This window comes from Bartonella sp. DGB2, from assembly GCF_046843095.1.
GTDB lineage: Bacteria > Pseudomonadota > Alphaproteobacteria > Rhizobiales > Rhizobiaceae > Bartonella.
In genome coordinates, this window is record NZ_CP177327.1 from 69,094 (window position 1) to 88,738 (window position 19,645).

Consider the following 19,645-nt stretch of genomic DNA (forward strand, 5'->3'; position numbering starts at 1 on the left):
AAAGAAGACAAGCAATTAATCATCGCGATAGACTTTCTCGCGGCGTTCATGGCGCTCCTGTGCTTCAAGCGAAAGTGTAGCAATGGGGCGGGCATTTAGACGCTTCAAACTAATAGGCTCGCCCGTTTCATCGCAATATCCATAAGTCCCATTATTTAAACGCTCTAAAGCGGCATCAATTTTTGCAATCAACTTTCGTTGACGATCGCGCGCTCGCAATTCAATGGTCCTATCCGTTTCAGAAGAAGCACGATCCGCCATATCCGGCTGATTGATGTTATCTTCTTGCAAGTTTTCTAAAGTTTCACGGGCCTCGCGCAAGATCTCATTTTTCCAAGCTATCAATTTAGCGCGAAAATAAGCTTTTTGTCTTTCATTCATAAAAGGTTCATTTTCATTGGGGCAATATTTCATTTCTATTGCGTCACTCATATCCCAAAACCTCCACTGTGATATGGGCGAAATATATATTGTTTATAGGAAAACAACACAAGTCAAAACATTGCAATCATACGCTATATTTATGGTGTAATTATAAAATTATAAAAATGCTTATCGTTTGATATATTTTATCGGCTAACCTCAAGGTTGATTGCTTTATGGCTTATAGAAACACCGCCCATTGCCGTACTCTTTTCTATTACCTATATATTGATACATGTTGGATAGTCCGAATCAATTGATCCCTCTTTTTATAAGCAGGATTTTCGCTTGAAATCTCCCCTTCCTATTAAAGATGAAGTGCATCTTGCTTTTGATACATTCAAAGATCGCACTCGTAGTCTTATGGCTCCAACACTCAAGCTCGGGGTTACTGGATTAGCGCGGGCTGGCAAGACCGTATTTATAACTGCTTTGTTACACCAGCTTATCCAAAGTAACCGCATGCCGCTATTCGAAGTGGTTCGTGAAGGCCGGTTGATAAACATTACACTTGATCAGCAACCTAACGACCAATTAGCTCGTTTTGAATATGAAAAACATCTCCATGCCTTGATAGAAGAACGCATTTGGCCGCAATCGACCCGTTCACTATCACAAATCCGTTTACAAATCTCTTTTGCGCCCCCGCTACGGCGATTTAACCTTCTTAGGCCCCAACAGCTTTATATAGATCTCATCGATTATCCGGGTGAGTGGTTACTAGATCTACCGCTTTTATCGAAAGGGTTTAGAGCCTTTTCAGAGCAAGCTTTAACGCGAGCAGGCAACCACCTTTATGCACATCATGCCAAGGATTGGCTAGCGGTACTACAAAAAGTGAATGTCCTGGAACCCGCAGATGAGCCACAGATTGAAGCCTTATCAAACGCTTTTAAGGCCTATCTCATTTCTATCAAAAAAGACAATCGTAGTCTTACTATACTACCGCCTGGTCGCTTTTTAATGCCTGGGGAATTAGAAGGAGCGCCGGTTTTAACTTTTTGCCCCCTTGCTAATCTTCCTGAAAGCACATTTCCACCCCATTCACTTGCGGCTATTATGGAACGGCGTTATGAAGCCTATAAAAAACATGTAGTTCGTCCGTTTTTTAGAGATCACATCGCTCGGCTTGATCGACAAATTGTTTTAATTGACCTCCTACAAACTTTGAATATGGGACGCGATTCCTTAAATGCACTTGCAGAAAGTCTGGGTGAGATCCTTTCTTGCTTTCGCACTGGTAAAAATTGGTGGTTAACGCATTTGTGGCAAAGAAAAATCACCCGTGTGCTTGTGGCTGCTACTAAGTCTGACCACCTTCACCACACAGATCATAAAATTTTAGAACAAATGACACAAACCCTTGTAGGGAATGCTCTTGCGCGGGCTGGAGCGCAAGGAGCAAAGGTTGATACACTCGCCCTTGCCTCAGTTCGCGCTACGCGTGAAGGCCTTGCCAAAGTCAATAAAACTGAGCTTCCTGTGATTATAGGTACTCCTATCGCTGGTGAAATAATTGATGGGCAAAGCTTTGATGGAGAAACGGAAACTGCTATTTTTCCTGGGGATTTACCGGAAAATTTAGAACAAGCTCTGAAAAGGGGCGATGATACTCATCTTAGATTTATAGGTTTTCGCCCCCCCCATACAAAAAAAAATGATAGCCTTCCCCATATTCGTCTTGACCGTGCGCTGGAATTTTTGTTTGGAGATTATACATGACTCCCCGTAAGCCAAAAGCGTTGAGTGATTTCTCAACCATTGAACAAGAACAATGGGACCCCTCTCCAAAAGAAAGCTCAGCGCATATTGATGCACCATCAGATAAGCGTAATTTTGGTTGGGGGAAAATAGCGCTTTCTATGCTAAGCATGCTTGCTCTTTTGGCCTTAGGTTTATGGGCGGAAACCATTATTCGTAGGCTTTTTAGCCAATATACGCTCCTTGGCTGGTTAGCACTTTTTTTTGCTAGCATAGGGTTATTAGCTCTTGTAATGTTTTTATTCCAAGAATTCTATGCTTTATGGCGCTTGCGCTCTGTTCAACATATACGCCATAAAGCAAAACATGCAGTAAAATACGATGATATGGCTTCCGCGCGTCAAGTTGTGGATGAATTAGTACACCACACCCGCAAGTTATTTTTAGCGCAAAAGGGACGACAGGTTATAAAGAATTATCGTCATGATATTATTGATGGCCGTCAACATATCTATTTGGCGGAGGCAGAAATCTTGCGTCCCCTTGATGAAGAAGCGCGCCGCCTTGTGATAAATACAGCTAAGCGTGTTTCAATTGTTACAGCAGTAAGCCCTCGCGCCTTAATCGACCTTGCCTATGTTTTTTATGAATTAATACGTCTTATCCGCACTATTGCTAGCCTCTATGGTTGTAGACCAGGGAAATTAGGTTTTATTAGCTTAGTAAAGCGTGTTTTATCGCATCTCGCCGTTACAGGAGCCATGGCAATGGGCGATGGACTTTTACAACAAATCGTTGGCCATAGCCTAGCCAGTCGTTTATCAGCGCGGTTGGGCGAGGGCTTTGTGAATGGCTTGATGACGGCCCGCATCGGTATCGCTGCTATAGATGCATTACGCCCCTTCCCTTTCCAAGGCGAAAAGCGGCCTACTCTCAGCGACTTTAGCAACGCCTTAATGACCGTGGATAATTCAAATAAACAAACAGAGTCAGCTCCTATTCCAAAAGAAGTATAGGCAAAAATTAATGGCTAGCCGATTCTAAGTAAGCGATAAGATCCTCAATCTCTTGGTTCTTTTTAATTTTAATTGCTGCCATACGAGTGCCTTTAACCTTCTGATGTGGATCACGCAAAAAAGCTATAAGTGCCTTCCGATTCCAAATCAAACCGTTCTGCCCTGCCGCTACCATGGCAGGTGAGAATTTATAACCTTCCAAGCTTCCAGCTCGGCGACCTATAAGATTTTTTAGACTGGGGCCTATTTTATTTACGTATTTGTCTACGTAATGGCAGGTAGCACAGCGGTTGAATACCTGCTTACCCCTTGTAGCATCGCCCAGAAAACCGCTGGTTTCCGTTGCATTAGCATAAAGAGCAAACGTACCAACATAAAACAAAACAGATATTTTAATAAGCTTAGTTAAAAAAGTCATACCTCACTCCTTGTTTAAACGATTTTCCTTGTTGATTTATTATAAAAGTATAAAATAATAGAGAAGGAAAGCGAGAATATTATGGCATCTCTAACCGTTATCCGTTTAACCCAAGCCGCACGCGTACGGGTAAAAGAAATTATGGCCAATAATGGGGCCTATGGTATCGTAATTGGCGTAAAAAAAGGCGGTTGCGCCGGTATGGAATACACCATCGACTTAACGCATGGTCCAATCAAAGAGGCCGACATGCAAGAAGAAGATGGCGCACGAGTCTTTATCGCTCCAGAAGCTGTACTTTTTCTATTAGGAACGGAATTGGATTTTGAAGTAACCTCCCTGCGCACAGGTTTTGTTTTCAATAACCCTAATCAAACATCTGCTTGTGGCTGTGGTGAGTCAGTGGAATTGAAACCGGCTGTCCTTCCTTCCTAGCCTACCTCCATTTTTTTATCCTGAAGAAACTACAATAAGAGTCTGTTGTCATTGTTGTAAGTACGCCTTTATAATTTCAGCGAGGTAAAAGGCTCTTTCCCATTAAAAACTTATCAATCGCGTGGGCGGCTTGCCTTCCTTCACGAATGGCCCAAACAACTAGCGATTGTCCGCGGCGTATATCCCCCGCTGCAAATAAGCGCTTAACACTGGTTTGATAGTCATACTCATTGGCGGCAATTGTATAATTACCGCGTTGATCCTTACCCAGTTTGAGTGCATTTCCACACTCATCCAAAACGCCTTCACGCACTGGGCCTACAAAACCAAGGGCAATTAGGGCCAAATCAGCACGTATAAAAAACTCGCGCCCCGCAATAGGTAAACGTTGTTCGTCAACATGGCAGCATTTAACATGAGTTAACTCTCCCTCTTTGCCAACGAATTCAAGCGTCGCCACTTGAAACTCGCGCTCTGCTCCTTCGGCTTGGCTAGTGGATGTGCGCATTTTTGTGGCCCAATAAGGCCAAATACGCAATTTATCTTCTTTTTCTGGAGGTTTGGGGCGGATATCTAGCTGAGTAACTTTCACTGCACCTTGACGGAAGGCAGTTCCCACACAATCGGAAGCCGTGTCACCACCACCTACTACAACTACGTGTTTTCCATCAGCCAAAATAGGTGGAGCAGGCCAGCCATTCGACTCCATTTCTTCGCGCCCCAGGCGACGGTTTTGCTGTACAAGGTAAGGCATTGCTGGGTAAATCCCCGTGAGGTCGCACCCAGGCAAGGGCGCTGGACGGGGTGCTTCTGCTCCACCGCAATAAAGCACCGCGTCATAAGTATTTAATAATTCTGCCAAGGACTTATCTACACCAATCGTAATATTGCAGTAAATTGTAACCCCTTCAGCTTCTAATTGGCTAAGGCGCCGGTCGATCAAATGTTTTTCCATCTTAAAATCAGGAATACCGTAACGCAAAAGCCCTCCTGCTTTACTTTCTCGCTCAAATATATCAACATCATGCCCTGCGCGTGCTAATTGTTGAGCAGCGGCAAGCCCCGTTGGCCCCGAACCTATGATGGCAATTTTTTTATCAGTCTTATGAAGGGGGAGTTGTGGGGCAAGAAAACCTAAATTATAGGCTTTATCAGCTAAATTTTGCTCTATTGATTTTATAGTAACTGGCATATCCTCAAGGTTTAAGGTACAAGCTTCTTCACACGGGGCTGGGCAAATACGACCCGTGAATTCAGGAAAATTATTAGTTGACAAAAGGTTTTCTATCGCCTCTTCCCAACAGCCGTTATAAACGAGATCGTTCCAATCGGGGATCTGATTATGTACAGGGCAGCCTGGTGCGCCATGACAAAAAGGGATTCCACAGTCCATACAGCGAGCCGCTTGTTTTTTAGCTTCATCGTCATTCATAGCAATAGCAAATTCCCGAAAATGACGGATTCGATCTGCAGCCGGCTGGTATTTTTGCTCTTGGCGGTCGATTTCCAAAAAGCCTGTCACTTTGCCCATATGTATCTCCTCTTCCCCATTAATTGCGTCACTTATCACGCCACAGTGTCGAAGGCCAAGCGCTCCATTTCTTCAAGAGCACGCCGATACTCAACGGGCATAACTTTCACAAATTTCGGGCGATAGACTTCCCATTCATCAAGAATTGAACGCGCGCGTGGCGAATTTGTATAATGGTAATGTTTATTGAGCATTTGCAAAAGACGATCTTCATCATGGCGCGTCATATTAGCAGACACGTCTACACGTCCTTTATGCATAAGGTCGCCTCCGTGGTGGTGCAGTTTTTCAAGAATATCATCTTCAGCGGGTACCGGTTCCAATTCTACCATAGCCATATTACATCGCTTAGAAAAATCACCCTCTTCATCCAAAACATAAGCCACACCGCCTGACATACCAGCAGCGAAATTACGGCCCGTTTGACCAATAACCACTACAACGCCCCCTGTCATATATTCACAACCATGGTCGCCTACCCCCTCCACGACAGCTAGGGCACCAGAATTTCGTACAGCGAACCGCTCGCCAGCTGCACCCCGGAAATAACATTCGCCTGCAACCGCACCATAAAGTGCTGTATTACCAATAATAATGGCTTGACGTGTAGCAATTGGACTTTCTTCAGGGGGGCGCGCAATAATTTGCCCACCTGAGAGACCTTTACCTACATAATCATTGCCGTCTCCTACTAAATCGAACCGAATCCCCTTAGCTAAAAAAGCACCAAAGGATTGACCTGCTGTGCCATAAAAACGCAGCGATATAGTATTATCAGGTAGACCATAGTGACGGTGGCGTCGTACCAAAGCGCCTGATAACATTGCTCCGACAGAGCGATCCGTATTACGAATAGGAAATGCAAAGCTTACGCTTTTCTTATCCTCCAAGGCAGGCGCACAATTTTTTAAAAGCTGCCGATCAAGAACCGTATCAATAGGGTGTTTTTGTCGGCTTGTATGAAAAATTTGTTTTTTTTCAGCTTGGGGCTTAAAAAATATTCGGCTAAAATCCAGTCCTTGCGCTTTCCAATGAGCGAGCGCGGTTGCTTTATCCAAAAGGTCTGATTGCCCGATAATCTCGTCAAGGCGTTTAAAACCCATTTTCGCTAATAGAGCACGCACCTCTTCGGCTAAATAAAAAAAGAAATTGATCACATGTTCAGGTGTTCCCTTAAAGCGTTTGCGCAAAACAGGATCTTGCGTAGCTACCCCCACGGGGCAAGTATTTAGGTGGCATTTACGCATCATCACACAACCCGCCGCGATTAAAGGCGCGGTAGCAAAACCAAATTCATCAGCGCCCAATAAAGCCCCGATAATTACATCGCGACCAGTACGCAAGCCGCCATCTACTTGCAAGGCAATTCGTGAACGCAAGCCGTTTAAAACTAACGTTTGTTGGGTTTCTGCAAGCCCTAGTTCCCACGGTGAACCCGCATGTTGAAGTGAAGTTAACGGCGAAGCCCCTGTGCCACCATCATAACCTGAAATGGTGATATGATCAGCGCGAGCTTTGGCTACGCCAGCTGCTACAGTACCTACCCCTACTTCTGAAACAAGCTTTACCGAAATATCTGCTGTTTGATTGATATTTTTTAAATCAAAGATCAATTGAGCAAGATCTTCGATAGAATAAATATCATGGTGAGGCGGAGGAGAAATTAACCCAACGCCGGGCGTAGAGTGCCGCGTTTTAGCAATGGTTGCATCCACCTTATGACCAGGCAACTGCCCTCCTTCACCAGGCTTAGCGCCTTGTGCTACTTTGATTTGGATAATATCGGCATTGATAAGATATTCTGCACTCACCCCGAAACGACCCGATGCCACTTGTTTGATAGCAGAGCGTTTCAGATTTTCACTTCCATCGGGATGTGGGTATAAGCGGTCTGATTCCTCCCCGCCTTCGCCCGTATTTGACTTACCTCCTATACGATTCATAGCAATGGCAAGGGTTGTATGAGCTTCGCGCGATATAGAACCAAACGACATAGCGCCTGTAGAAAACCGTTTAACGATTTCTGTTGCGGGCTCAACTTCTTCAATTGGCACGGGATCCACGCCGCGCTCTTCGGCGGTGATGATTTTAAATAAACCGCGCAAAGTTTGCGCCTGAGCGTTATCCTCGTTAATACGCTGACTATATGAATGAAAACGATCAGGATTTGCCATACGCACTGCGTGTTGCAAATCAGCAATAGCATCTGGTGTCCAAACATGTTGCTCCCCTCGGAGGCGATACATATAATCTCCACCAATATTAAGCGTTTTATGCAATAAAGGATCGTTACCAAAAGCGTCCTTATGACGCGCTAGCGCTTCATATGCAATGGTAGCAAGGTCCACACCTTCAATTGCCGTGGAAGTTCCAGTAAAAAACTGATCAACAAAGCTTTTTGCAAGCCCCACCGCATCAAATATTTGCGCCCCGCAATAAGACTGATAGGTTGAAATGCCCATCTTAGACATCACCTTTAACATGCCTTTACCAATGGATTTTATGTAACGATAAATCAAATCATGCGCGCGAATCTCTGTGGGAAAAGCGCCCCGTTTGTGCATATCAATTAATGTATCAAAAGCTAAGTAGGGGTTAATAGCCTCTGCACCATAGCCTGCCAAGCAGCAAAAATGATGAATTTCACGTGGTTCGCCTGTCTCCACCACCAAACCCACCGATGTGCGTAGCCCCTTGCGAATTAAATGGTGATGCACCGCGGCCGTGGCGAGCAAAGCAGGAATAGGGATGCGATCAGGTCCTAACTGACGGTCAGAGAGAATGATAATATTATACCTACCATGAACTGCGGCCTCGGCCCGTTCACACAATCGCTTCACAGCCCCTTCCATACCTGCGGCTCCCTCTTCAACTGAATAGGTTATGTCGATAGTTTTGGTATCAAAACGATCTTCGCTTTGGCCGATCTCACGGATTTTTTCTAAATCACCATTGGTAAGAATGGGCTGACGCACCTCCAGCCTTTTATGTCGTGAAGCGCCGCCTAGGTCAAAAATATTAGGTCTTGGACCAATAAAAGAAACCAAGCTCATGACTAATTCTTCACGAATTGGATCAATGGGCGGGTTGGTTACTTGTGCAAAGTTTTGCTTAAAATAAGCATATAGCAATTTAGCTTTTTGCGATAAAACAGCAATTGGTGTATCAGCCCCCATTGAGCCAATGGGCTCTTGCCCAATAGCAGCCATCGGTGCCAAAATTAGTTTTATGTCTTCTTGGCTGTAGCCAAAAGCCTGTTGCCGATTCAGCAAGGATACATCTTTGCGTAAGGAACGTGGCTCTACAGGCGGCAAATCTTCTAAGATTAGCTGAGTATTTTTCAACCATTGTTGATAAGGATACTTGTTAGCAATCTCTGATTTGAGCGTTTCATCAGAAATAATCTGCCCCTTGTCCATATCCATTAAAAACATTTTGCCTGGCTGTAGGCGCCATTTGTGAATAATGCGTTCCTCTTCTACTGGCAAAGCTCCCGCTTCTGATGCCATGATGACATAGTCATCATCAGTGATAACGTAGCGGGTAGGACGCAGACCATTACGATCTAAAGTAGCTCCGATCTGACGTCCATCAGTAAAAACAACCGCAGCGGGGCCATCCCAAGGCTCCATTAATGCCGCATGATATTCATAAAAAGCACGCCTTTCTTTTGACATCAAATGATTACCTGCCCATGCTTCTGGGATCAACATCATCATAGCGTGTGCAAGGGGGTAGCCACCTTGCACAAGAAACTCAAGAGCGTTATCAAAACAAGCAGTATCGGATTGACCTTCATAAGAAATAGGCCATAATTTTGAAATATCATTACCAAAAACCTCTGAATCCACAGAGGCTTGCCGCGCTGCCATCCAATTAACATTGCCCCGCAAAGTATTAATCTCACCATTATGGGCGACCATGCGATAGGGGTGAGCTAAACGCCAAGAGGGAAAAGTATTGGTAGAAAAACGCTGGTGTACCAAGCACAAAGCGCTTTCAAAACGTTCATCATTTAAGTCTTTATAATAAGAACCAAGCTGAAACGAAAGAAACATCCCTTTATAAACAATGGTTCGAGCAGAAAGTGAAACAATATAAAATCCGTTATCGCGTCCACCCGTTTCCGCATAGATCCGATTAGATATCACTTTGCGCAAGACAAATAGGCGACGTTCAAAATCATCCTCCGATATTAAATTAGGGTTACGGCCAATAAAAACCTGCTTATGAATAGGTTCGGTAGCAGCAATTTCAGATGCTTTAGATAGGCGAGAATTATCAACCGGTACATCCCGAAAGGCAATAAAAGTCTGCCCTTCCATTTTTATTACTTCTTTAATAATTTGCTCTATATGAGTTTGAAAACTTTTCTCACGCGGCATAAAAATATGCCCCACCCCATAGTGACCGACTTTGGGCAGCTGAATCCCAAATTCAGCCATGCTAGCACGAAAAAATTGATCAGGAATCTGTAACAATATTCCTGCCCCATCACCCATTAGAGGATCTGCGCCTACTGCTCCACGATGTGTGAGATTGACTAGCATCGCTAAACCATCGCGAATAATTTTATGAGATTTTTGCCCCTTCATATGGGCTATAAATCCAACGCCACAGGAATCATGCTCATATTGAGGCGCATAAAGGCCCTTTTGCGCTGCTTCTTGAGCCGCTTTTGGTAGTGTAAGAGAAGAGAAAACAGGACGAGAAGATTTGAAATTCAAATCAATAGGTTCAACATGCTGAGTTGCATTTAATAATAGGGTGGTTTTATCGTCCATTATTTTGCCCTTTCCCATCTCTTGGCTCGCGCCTAAAATAGATTAAAGTAAAGGGTAATATTCACCCTCAACCTTTATATTAAAGGTGCCAAAACTGCAGAGATATGCTGACAGCGCCTTGGAGTTATAAATGCCACATGCTGTCTACATCCATGTGTTCTTTATTTTACTTACTCTTTTGAGAATAATCCTATATCAGAAAAACTATAAGGACAAGCAGCATACCTAAAATTTGAAATCTAATTTCAAAAAATATAATTTTTTTTTATAAAAATTACTAATATATCCATATTATTTAGCAAACATAAAAATAGTAGCCATAATAACGCAAATTGCGGTGAGGGACCCCCACCGCAATTTAAATTTATATTATAAGGAAGAGGGTTATTCCGCTGCAGGAGCGAGATCAAGCTCAATTTTCTTTGTTGTCGCAGCTTGCCCATCTTTTACTAAATTAGCGTGAATAGAAATTTTTCGCGGTTTTAATTCTTCTGGAATTTCACGCTTGAGCAAGATGTGTAAAAGGCCGTTCTCAAGTTCTGCACCCATCACTTCCACATGGTCGGCCAAATGGAAGCGTCTTTCGAAGCTACGTGCAGCAATGCCGCGATATAAAAATTCAACACTAGCATCTTCTTCGATAGGCGTTTTTTCCCCTTTAATGGTGAGTTGGTTACGATGCGCCTCAATATCAATTTCATTTTGTGCGAATCCTGCTACCGCCATTGAGATACGATAAGCATTTTCACTTAGGCGCTCAATATTATAAGGTGGATAAGATTGCGCGGGCTCTGGCTGAGTCATCGAATCGAATAAGCTAAACAAACGATCAAAACCAACCGTTGAGCGGTAAAGAGGTGAAAAGTCTACTTGACGCATAATGTGTCCTCCTTTAGAGCAACATATTGATTAGCCAGCTCCCTAAGCGAGCTATGGCTCCGGCCCCGTATGGCGACCGTGCGTCAAATCTAAGCACTCTTTTTTCTATTTCAAGGGGGTCTAAACGGCTCTTTGTAATTATTTTCTATTTTTTTGTAAAAATTGTACAACATCTTCATGCAATTGCGGGGTAGCGCAAGCAATAATATTGCCAGCTTCTTCTGCGGGTCTACCATCCCATTGACTTACCACACCGCCTGCTTCACGGATAAGGGGAATAAGCCCCATAATGTCATAAATTTTAATGCGGCTCTCTATTACAATATCCACAAACCCTGCGGCAAGCATAGCAAAAGCATAACCGTCAGCCCCAAATCGATTAAATTTACATGCTTTGGCTAATCGGGTAAAAGTATCATATTCCGCGCAGGTAAAAAGTTCAGGTGCTGTAGAAAAAAGCACTGCATCGCGCAATTTTTGACAATCACTACTGAAAAGCTGTGTCTCTCTTCCATTATCATGATAGAGGTAACTGCCCTTTCCGCAGCTATAATAAAGCTCACCTGTAAAAGGCTGAGCCATCATGCCAGCAATCGCATGCCCTTTATGGCTTATTCCTACTATCGTACCCCAAAGAGGTATGCCTGCTATAAAAGAACGCGTTCCATCAATAGGATCAATAACCCATAGAGTTTCACGCGTCTCTTGATACGAGGGGAATTCCTCTCCAATGATGCCATCATCAGGATAAGTAGTTTGGATAAAACGCCTTAACGCTTCTTCTACGGCACGATCGGCAATCGTTACAGGATCAAACCAAGCGCTTTCCTTGTTTTCGCTCGGCAAGTTTTGACGAAAATATGGAAGCGAATTTTCTTTAGCTATGCGTGATACTTCCAAAAAAAGTGCTCGGTCTTTTGGTATTGTCATTGTTCCTCCTCAGGTTATTATCATTCCGCTGCACATAAATAGTTATTCCGCTCCCTGAGACAGAAAACAATAAGCGCGCGTGCTAAATCGTGCATATGTTTTTGCAATATACTGAACCCACGATTAGGCTCAATTGTCCATTCATTAAGGTAAAGGCGGCGGTTGATTTCAAGCTGCAAGGCATAAATGCCTTGCTCAGGTTGACCATACTGGCAAGTAATAAATCCTCCTGGATAAGGCCGATTAAAAGTAATAGTATAACCACTTTCTTGTAAAAAATTACCTACAAAGGCTGATAAAGAGGGCGGACACGTAGTGCCGTAATAATCGCCTAAAACAAAATCTGCCTGTCTATGCAAACCATAACTTGGTGGATGACTTGGCATAGAATGGCAATCTATTAATATTGTAAAGCCAAACATCTTTTTAATTCTTGTTAAAGCAGCTTTTAAATGGCGATGGTAAGGGCAGTAATAAGATTCAATACGGCTAAACACTTCATGAAAACAAAGTTTATCATGATAAATAAAACGATTTTGTGCAACTATAGCGGGAACAGTGCCAAGCCCTAAGAGCGCCCGCTGGCTGGGCGGGGGGATAAAAGCGGGCAATGGCTCTTGAAAAAGCGCTGGATCTAATTCATACGAATCACGATTAAGATCCACGAAAGCACGTGGAAAATACGCTGACATAAAGGCTACACCAAAGCGGGGTACATCTTGAAACAACCAGTCGACATAAGCATCTTCTGAACGGCGAATTTCATGAGAGTTCAATTGGCTTAGTGCTAAAAAATATGGTGTATATAAGCGGCCAGAATGGGGAGAATTAAACAAAATTGGGGCGATAAGCGGTGCGGCTTCAAAATAGGCAAAAGTTAGTTCATTCTGCTCTATCACGATATATCCTCCCCGAAGAAGCCCCCATTAAGCTTACAAAACACCCTAAAAAGCACTATAAAACGAGAGGAGAGCTGATATTAACCATTTAAGCACGCATTGCGCCTATAAAAACTTTAGTGCTTTTTTATCTCAACGCGCTATTATATAATGATAATATCATACCATTAGCAATATAATTATGGATATCATAATGAAACGAATCCTGCTTGCAGAAGATGATAACGATATGCGCCGCTTTCTTGCTAAGGCGTTAGAGCGCGCGGGCTACGAAGTGGCTGACTTTGACAATGGCGCCAGTGCTTATGAGCGTCTGCAAGAAGAGCCGTTTTCCCTGCTTCTTACCGACATTGTTATGCCCGAAATGGACGGGATTGAACTTGCACGCCGTGCGACTGAAATCGACCCTGATCTACGTGTTATGTTTATCACCGGCTTTGCGGCTGTGGCGCTTAACTCTGATAGCAATACGCCACGTGAGGCAAAGGTGTTGTCCAAGCCTTTTCATTTGCGAGATCTCGTCAATGAAGTGGAAAAGCTTCTTATCGCCGCTTGACTAAATTTTAGGATTTTTTCCAATCATCCCTTGACGAAGTCGTCCGACTGTGGTGTATGCATGGGATAAATGGGCGTGTAGCTCAGCGGGAGAGCACTACGTTGACATCGTAGGGGTCACAGGTTCAATCCCTGTCACGCCCACCATTATTAAGTAAAATCAATCAGTTACACCAAAATTCGGGAATTTTCTTGCTTTTTATTTTTTATATTTTTTTGATATCATGCCCTTAATTTTTTGTATCTTTTCTATCGCTTCAAGGGCTAGTTTACGTCGATCAGCACTTTAGGTACAATGCAAGAGCATACGATCGTTATTCCAACCAAAAATTGCTTTTAGTTGCGCAATAGTTGCTCCCTAATTTGCGTAAGCCATGAGCAAATTTTTTAATGCCTGCCTCGTTACATGTTTCCCGAAACAGTTGCCAAAACTTTCTTTGGTAAGCGCCCTACCCCCTTTGCCGCAAATAAATGTTTCTTCTCCCGTTGGTCCTGCTGCAAGAGTTGTTAAAAAGTCGGGTAAAATGTGCAAAAAGATATCCGTTTGAAATTTACTTTTTTCCGTTTCTAGGTGAATAACGTCATCTTTGACATCTTTCCAACCAATCCGCACCGCGTTGCCACGCCGAAGGCCTATATAGAGTAACATATCAATATCAATATCCATACGCACTCATGTATACCCAATGACCAGAGCGAATAGTATTGGTCTATTTCTTCTTAGTCATATGACGAACCCTTCTTGATTGGTAAGGGCAGGCGTTTTAATCGCAAGGGTTGGATTTACTGCAAGAAGGCCATGATCAATACCCCATTGCATAGTCACAGTTGCTATAGAGCTCTATCGCCTTGCCCGTAAGTCGCTCTATGCAATGGGGCATTTACCGTTAACGTGGTTTTAGCTGCAGCTGTGGGAACTTTCGGCTTTCTACACTATGAAAAAGAGAAATAGTTGTAGCAAAATATGATAAAATATCGCTCTAAAATGAGCGCAGAATTGAGCCATACAATTCGACTCTACAAAGGCAAGAATACGGCTCTTTTCTAAGCTTTAAATCATAAGAAGTGGTTAGGAATATTACTGGGTTTTATGATACTGAGGAATATGCGATTTATGTCACCCAGATGAATATCTCTTACGATGAATGCTTACCATTGCCCATGAGCTTGGCTATGTTATATTGCATAGGAAATGGACAGCGCCAAACGAGTATAAAGTCCTTATGCGCCAAGGCCAGAATAGGCAAAGGCAAAGATTGATTACGTGAGATTAGAAAGACAATTGTTTACATACTTGTCGATAATCTTCTACAGCCTATAAATTTTATAAAACCTTGCAAAACGCTCTTATTATGCTAAATCGACAGTTAAAAAGCTTCGACATTGTTCCCTTAGCCACCTTGGATCGTATGTTGCCCTAGTCCTTACCACTTTTATAAACACTTTTTTTGCGCGTTAAATACTGAGCACTGATCTATTAGGCAAAAAATAGCATTATTAAAAGTGATGATAGCTATCAACCTCTTAGGTTTTCTGCGTTAAAAGGAAGCAAAGGCTTAAAATTTTATATCCTTTATAATATTTTTTGATATATGCTACATTGGCTACAGATACTTAAAAATAAGTCGTGTAGCCGATATAGAAAATTTAGGAAGAAGGATATGATATGAAATTTGCTACAGCCCTTTCCGTTTCTGTCGCTGCGCTGATTGGTGCTTCCTCCGGCTATGCAGTTGATAGTATGCCCCTGTCCCACGCTGTGCTCCCCACGCCTCTTGCTACTACCATTCAAGTCCGTGCTTTCTCTTGGGATAGTTTTTACCTTGGCGCGCAAAGTGGAATCACGTTTAGGAAAAATGCTAAGATTAGTGATATGGAATCTACTATAAAAGCCGACGCTAAGGACTTAAGTTTAAATAGTATTTTTCAGGGTATTTTTGCTGGCTATAATGTCGACATAGGGAATGCTTTTGTATTTAGCATAGAAACCGATTTTAATTTAGGTAAATCGACCGGACAGCATACCCTGATTGCTAAAGGCGCTAATGTTTCCGATGAATACAACAACTACTATAGTTCTGTTCGTTCAATCTTAGATAAAAATGTTGATTCTCTTGTAGAGAAATTTAACAATTCAAAAGAAAGTAAAGAAAAATTAAATAAATACCTTAAAGATGCAGCAAAAACCGATGTAAATGTGAATGATGATAAGCACGCCACTCCCCCCATATTTACGGCCACGAGAGATACAACTGCAAGCTTCGCACAACAATGGGGCGGAGCAACCCGCGTTCGTCTTGGCTTTGCTAAAGGCCGCGTCATGCCTTACCTTGCCGGCGGTATTGCTTACACCTCCATTGAAGGTATTTGGACAAGCAATGATACAGCAACCGTGATAACGGATCCACATACTAATCCTACAATCGCTACTCCAGAGCCTGAAGGGGTAAAGGACGTCGAATTCAAAGCTAGTAAAACGCTTAATGATACAAAAGCCTTAGTTGGCTTCATAGTTGGCGGCGGCGTTGACTTCATAGTAAGCGATCATCTTGTGGCACGTGCTGAATACCGCTACACTGACTTCGGTAGTCAAGAATTTTCTTTTAGCGATACGAACAAAGTTGAATACACTCTTCAAGGCCAAGAAATCCGCGTTGGCGTTGCTTTTAAATTCGAGTAGGATAATCCTTTAAAACCTTATTGATCTTCGCTTTGAACGAGCAGGTTTGTAATTCTTACGCTCGCTCCCTTGGCTCTATAAAAAACGTTAAATGAACGCTTTTTATAAAAGCGAACGCTACATACACTAAGGTACCCTTATGCATCTTTCCAACCTAAAAAGAATAACCATGCCTGAAAAACAGATCCCATCTCGATTATTTCATAGTTTGTCATGATGCTATCGACAGCGCTATTTATTCGTGTATTTAGATCTTTTTTATGGCAATTGGCCAATCATGATAAATCCTATTAGTAAAGGGTTTCTGAACAAGTGGGCGGCAGTGTATTAGCGGTTTATGCTTCGCCCACCATTTCCTATATGCTTTATCATTTTTTACTAAAATTTGATATGCTGAATGCCAATGGCGGTCTTACCCCTCATAAATAGTATGAGGCTAACGGGGGGCATTTTTGGTACTATTTGTGTTTTCACCGCCCTGCTATTTCTTAATGCTTTGCGCTATTATTTCCTCTTAGACCGAACTAATTAAGCCTACATTCTGAATATCTAAATTTTTTGGCGATAAAATATGCTAGGTTATTAGCAATAGCTATTCATAAATAGCCAGATTTCTAAGTTTGCTTTCTTTTAATAAAGCCATAGTTTTTGGTAGGGTCTTATCTTTGCATCTCATAAAAAACGATAATCACCATTTACAATAAGCCGGCCGACCCGCAATCTAATGCTACTTACCGTGGGTTAAATGAACGGAACATTGACCACACAACCATCAAGATTGTCCAAAATCAAGCGATTTATAGTTTCGATACAATTCTTAACTTATAGTCAGCCCCGTTGTGATAGTGGGTAAAACAACCCATTGGTTGGTCTTTTGCTTGATAAAATTGTGGCTTTGACCACCGCTCTCTTTTTTATTTAAATCAGCTAAAATTTTAAAATATGCGAATCGTTATGAATGTTTACGCGATTACAGAAATTTCACAGCCTAAAGAAAAACAGATGCGCGCAAATCCGCTAGGAGGTTATATTAAGGATTTCTCTTGGTCACATATTCAATAATAACTATGATAAGGCATTTCATAATAAGGAAAATTATATAAGTTATATTATTGGAAAATCTTGTAATATTTTTTGCTATCTTTCAAACCAACGGTGAAATTGACCCAAGAGCTGATTAATACTTTTCTAAAAATTAAAAAAATATAACGTCAAATGGACAAAAAGCCATGGATATTGTTGAGCTCTAGAAATCTAGCTCTTATCGGTACGTCAGCACCATAGCTGAGGTCAATAGTGAAATAAAATTTGTTTACGGCCTACAACAGCCGAAAATTATTTGAAAATTGCTTAATGTATACAATATTTCATTTAATATTGAAGGTATTCCTAGATGGATGATTGATCCGGCTATAAGTGGAACTGGCGAAAACCAAATTCAACATCCAATGATCAAACTAGCCAATACAACTTCCTTTATATATCCTAGACAGTCGCTTGAAAAATAAAAAATGATGCAAGCACGCGCTGCTCAACAAAAAATGAGGAAACTATACTATAATACGAAAATATATTATTATGTATAATATAATAATAAGTTATATGTTTTATAAATATATTAATACAAGAAATGCAGTATTAATAAATATAATACATAAATCAAATTATAAATTTATTTTATTTTCCAATAATACTACTGAATTTTCAAAATATCTTAAAGAAATGCAAGAAAAATTAACAGAAATTTGTTATTGTCTTGAAATGGCATTAGGGGAAACCAACGCGCAAAGCGCCGTGGGACAGCTAAAAGCGGCAGGCTATGCTATCAATTATCCAGCCAACAAAAGGACAAACTATTACAACTGCTCACTCAAAAAAATGCTGAGGCAATCAAAGCGCAAGTCAAGGCTGACAGCAAAGCAGAAAATAGAGGCCGTAACAGCCAAATTTCTTGGCAGTTGAAAAACGTATAACTTCGGTGATAAAACCAAAAACTAATATAACTAAGGAGTAAAAAATTATGAACATCATAAAAGGCACATTGATAGTAGCATCATTTGCATGTTTGCTTACAGCCTGTTGCGAACCGCCATTGCCTGAGGTTAACGAAGAGAATTGTCGCAATATAAAATTAATAGAAAAAATGCCTTCCAAACAAGTAAAAAAGTGGAAAACGATGTGTGAAGATTATATGAGCAATAAATTTCTTGGCGCTGGAAAAACGTATGACTTTGGCTTCAAAATCGAGCCTTAATCTGAAACAAGGAGTTATAAATTATGAAGATCATAAAAAATAAATTGATAGTAGAATGATTTACATTCTTCTTTATTAATGCCATTCTTAACTTTAGCGACATACAGTCAAACGGTACTGTCAAATATACAAGGCCAAGCTTTCGGTACGGGGGATATGTTCCAAGCTATTTTAAATTTATATAGAGAATCCGCGGGAGAATGGCAATTAGTTATGGGTAAGGCCGCCAGTAGAATTTTTTGGATAGTATCCATAATAAGTATGGTCTAGACATTGTACATTAGCTTTATGCAATGCATAATGCTATATTCATTGGCATTTTACTCACCTTTCACTTAACCAAGAAACTCTCCCTTTCAAAGCCTTCTTTTAATAGGTTTATAATATTTAAGACCTTGGTAAAGCCGCTACCTCTTCCCAAGTTCTTTACCAAGGCGACATTCCTACTTTTAATTGCTCAACCATTTTATTAGCAATCTATGCGGCAAATATTTTGAATATTATACCGCCCCCTTATCAGCTCTTTTTCGTAACGAGTGATGAAATTTTATTGCTTACCTATTCTGACGGAGAACCCGTAGGCAAAAGCGACCAATTTTTAAATGAAAGCGATATCTTAGACATGATTTCTACTATGGAGGGCGTAGAGCAATTGCTTTACATTAAGCCAAAAAGCGCAAAGCTTTGTCGCTATAAGCAAACAAAGAGGATGTATCGTGGCATATGTAAGCCCAAAATACCGCCTTCTGGAAGAGGAGAGTATCACCACACAATTCACGCTAATTTCAGGACAACAGCGATGAATTAACTCATTCAATCACCGCGCCGATCAAGAGAATTGCCAAGCTATTATGACCCGCGCTCTTTGCATCATTACCTGCTCTAATAGGCTCTAATGTAACACTCGCCTTACCTTCAGCTCCAAAATTAACAACTTTACCGTCCTTCTCATCATCATTAATACGTACAAACGATGCTCGCCTCATTGCATCTGTTGCTCCTCAAATCCTTTAACAGGCTTGCCGCCATAAAAAAGGCAATCGTAAAGATTTTTCTACTTTTATCCTGACTTATATGCTTACCAATGCAAAAATGTGATAAGTCCCGACAGCCTCAGACTAAAAACTTGCCTAATTACTT

The 19,645-nt window shown here is 41.7% G+C and carries 15 protein-coding genes, 1 tRNA gene and 2 pseudogenes; 9 read left to right on the top strand and 9 right to left on the bottom strand.

Translation table 11 applies throughout. The annotated features are described in order from the left end of the window. Positions 1-15: 15 nt before the first annotated feature. The gene (gene dksA / locus ACK28X_RS08385) at positions 16-432 is read right to left on the bottom strand and encodes an RNA polymerase-binding protein DksA (RefSeq protein ID WP_412058647.1); all 417 of its coding nucleotides are present in this window, start codon (positions 430-432) and stop codon (positions 16-18) included. A gap of 279 nt (positions 433-711) precedes the next feature. Between dksA and ACK28X_RS08390 the strand changes: the two genes are divergently transcribed. Together ACK28X_RS08390 and ACK28X_RS08395 are read left to right on the top strand one after the other, a co-directional pair. Then, entirely contained in the window at positions 712-2,145 is a 1,434-nt protein-coding gene (locus tag ACK28X_RS08390; protein WP_412058648.1) for a YcjX family protein, read from the top strand. Next, positions 2,142-3,140, top strand: coding sequence for a YcjF family protein (locus ACK28X_RS08395; protein WP_412058649.1), 999 nt, complete (start codon positions 2,142-2,144; stop codon positions 3,138-3,140). Before ACK28X_RS08390 ends, ACK28X_RS08395 begins: the two co-directional genes overlap by 4 nt. 7 nt (positions 3,141-3,147) lie before the next feature. On the opposite strand, the gene ACK28X_RS08400 is transcribed toward ACK28X_RS08395, so the two are convergent. After that, positions 3,148-3,558, bottom strand: coding sequence for a c-type cytochrome (locus ACK28X_RS08400; RefSeq protein ID WP_412058650.1), 411 nt, complete (start codon positions 3,556-3,558; stop codon positions 3,148-3,150). Between the two features lie 81 nt (positions 3,559-3,639). On the opposite strand from ACK28X_RS08400, the gene sufA reads away from it, so the two are divergent. Then, positions 3,640-3,993 carry a Fe-S cluster assembly scaffold SufA gene (gene sufA / locus ACK28X_RS08405; protein WP_412058651.1) on the top strand — a complete coding sequence of 118 codons (354 nt, stop codon included), beginning with the start codon at positions 3,640-3,642 and terminating at the stop codon, positions 3,991-3,993. Positions 3,994-4,069: 76 nt separating this feature from the next. Here the strand turns inward: sufA and ACK28X_RS08410 are convergent, their stop codons facing one another. The 5 genes and pseudogenes from ACK28X_RS08410 to ACK28X_RS08430 form a co-directional block, all read right to left on the bottom strand. Next, positions 4,070-5,524 (bottom strand): glutamate synthase subunit beta, encoded by a 1,455-nt coding sequence (locus ACK28X_RS08410; protein ID WP_412058652.1) that lies wholly within the window; start codon positions 5,522-5,524, stop codon positions 4,070-4,072. A 35-nt stretch (positions 5,525-5,559) separates the two neighbouring features. After that, positions 5,560-10,179 (bottom strand): annotated as a pseudogene (gene gltB / locus ACK28X_RS08415) (glutamate synthase large subunit); the annotation flags it as partial. Between the two features lie 513 nt (positions 10,180-10,692). Continuing rightward, a complete protein-coding gene (locus ACK28X_RS08420; protein WP_412058653.1) occupies positions 10,693-11,187 on the bottom strand; it encodes an Hsp20 family protein in 495 nt (164 codons plus the stop codon). Positions 11,188-11,325: 138 nt separating this feature from the next. After that, a complete protein-coding gene (gene hisN, locus ACK28X_RS08425; RefSeq protein ID WP_412058654.1) occupies positions 11,326-12,117 on the bottom strand; it encodes a histidinol-phosphatase in 792 nt (263 codons plus the stop codon). Between the two features lie 20 nt (positions 12,118-12,137). After that, complete coding sequence (locus tag ACK28X_RS08430; protein ID WP_412058655.1) at positions 12,138-13,016, bottom strand: N-formylglutamate amidohydrolase; 879 nt, start codon at positions 13,014-13,016, stop codon at positions 12,138-12,140. Positions 13,017-13,209: 193 nt separating this feature from the next. Here ACK28X_RS08430 and cpdR point away from each other — a divergent pair, with 193 nt between their 5' ends. Continuing rightward, positions 13,210-13,572 carry a cell cycle two-component system response regulator CpdR gene (cpdR, locus tag ACK28X_RS08435; RefSeq protein WP_412058656.1) on the top strand — a complete coding sequence of 121 codons (363 nt, stop codon included), beginning with the start codon at positions 13,210-13,212 and terminating at the stop codon, positions 13,570-13,572. 71 nt (positions 13,573-13,643) lie between these two features. Then, positions 13,644-13,718, top strand: a tRNA-Val gene (locus ACK28X_RS08440). 52 nt (positions 13,719-13,770) lie between these two features. Here the strand turns inward: ACK28X_RS08440 and ACK28X_RS08445 are convergent. Further along, positions 13,771-14,385: pseudogene (locus ACK28X_RS08445) on the bottom strand (integrase); the annotation flags it as partial. Between the two features lie 852 nt (positions 14,386-15,237). Here ACK28X_RS08445 and ACK28X_RS08450 point away from each other — a divergent pair. From ACK28X_RS08450 to ACK28X_RS08465, 4 genes are all read left to right on the top strand, one after another. After that, a complete protein-coding gene (locus ACK28X_RS08450) occupies positions 15,238-16,251 on the top strand; it encodes an outer membrane protein (RefSeq protein WP_412058657.1) in 1,014 nt (337 codons plus the stop codon). A gap of 1,602 nt (positions 16,252-17,853) precedes the next feature. Then, on the top strand, positions 17,854-18,213 hold the full coding sequence (locus ACK28X_RS08455; protein WP_412058658.1) for a hypothetical protein: 360 nt from the start codon (positions 17,854-17,856) through the stop codon (positions 18,211-18,213). 58 nt (positions 18,214-18,271) lie between these two features. Then, entirely contained in the window at positions 18,272-18,505 is a 234-nt protein-coding gene (trbK, locus tag ACK28X_RS08460) for an entry exclusion lipoprotein TrbK (RefSeq protein ID WP_412058659.1), read from the top strand. A 493-nt stretch (positions 18,506-18,998) separates the two neighbouring features. Next, on the top strand, positions 18,999-19,313 hold the full coding sequence (locus ACK28X_RS08465) for a hypothetical protein (RefSeq protein ID WP_412058660.1): 315 nt from the start codon (positions 18,999-19,001) through the stop codon (positions 19,311-19,313). A 1-nt stretch (position 19,314) separates the two neighbouring features. Here the strand turns inward: ACK28X_RS08465 and ACK28X_RS08470 are convergent, their stop codons facing one another. Further along, positions 19,315-19,491, bottom strand: coding sequence for a hypothetical protein (locus ACK28X_RS08470; protein ID WP_412058661.1), 177 nt, complete (start codon positions 19,489-19,491; stop codon positions 19,315-19,317). Between the last annotated feature and the right edge of the window lie 154 nt (positions 19,492-19,645).

What these genes read in the sequence shown, in the direction of transcription:
- ACK28X_RS08420 (WP_412058653.1), bottom strand. Translation starts at nt 11,187, where the DNA reads ATGCGTCAAGTAGACTTTTCACCTCTTTACCGCTCAACGGTTGGTTTT.
- sufA (WP_412058651.1), top strand. Translation starts at nt 3,640, where the DNA reads ATGGCATCTCTAACCGTTATCCGTTTAACCCAAGCCGCACGCGTACGG.
- ACK28X_RS08450 (WP_412058657.1), top strand. Translation starts at nt 15,238, where the DNA reads ATGAAATTTGCTACAGCCCTTTCCGTTTCTGTCGCTGCGCTGATTGGT.
- dksA (WP_412058647.1), bottom strand. Translation starts at nt 432, where the DNA reads ATGAGTGACGCAATAGAAATGAAATATTGCCCCAATGAAAATGAACCT.
- trbK (WP_412058659.1), top strand. Translation starts at nt 18,272, where the DNA reads ATGAACATCATAAAAGGCACATTGATAGTAGCATCATTTGCATGTTTG.
- cpdR (WP_412058656.1), top strand. Translation starts at nt 13,210, where the DNA reads ATGAAACGAATCCTGCTTGCAGAAGATGATAACGATATGCGCCGCTTT.
- ACK28X_RS08410 (WP_412058652.1), bottom strand. Translation starts at nt 5,524, where the DNA reads ATGGGCAAAGTGACAGGCTTTTTGGAAATCGACCGCCAAGAGCAAAAA.
- ACK28X_RS08455 (WP_412058658.1), top strand. Translation starts at nt 17,854, where the DNA reads ATGTTTTATAAATATATTAATACAAGAAATGCAGTATTAATAAATATA.
- hisN (WP_412058654.1), bottom strand. Translation starts at nt 12,117, where the DNA reads ATGACAATACCAAAAGACCGAGCACTTTTTTTGGAAGTATCACGCATA.
- ACK28X_RS08400 (WP_412058650.1), bottom strand. Translation starts at nt 3,558, where the DNA reads ATGACTTTTTTAACTAAGCTTATTAAAATATCTGTTTTGTTTTATGTT.
- ACK28X_RS08395 (WP_412058649.1), top strand. Translation starts at nt 2,142, where the DNA reads ATGACTCCCCGTAAGCCAAAAGCGTTGAGTGATTTCTCAACCATTGAA.
- ACK28X_RS08470 (WP_412058661.1), bottom strand. Translation starts at nt 19,491, where the DNA reads ATGAGGCGAGCATCGTTTGTACGTATTAATGATGATGAGAAGGACGGT.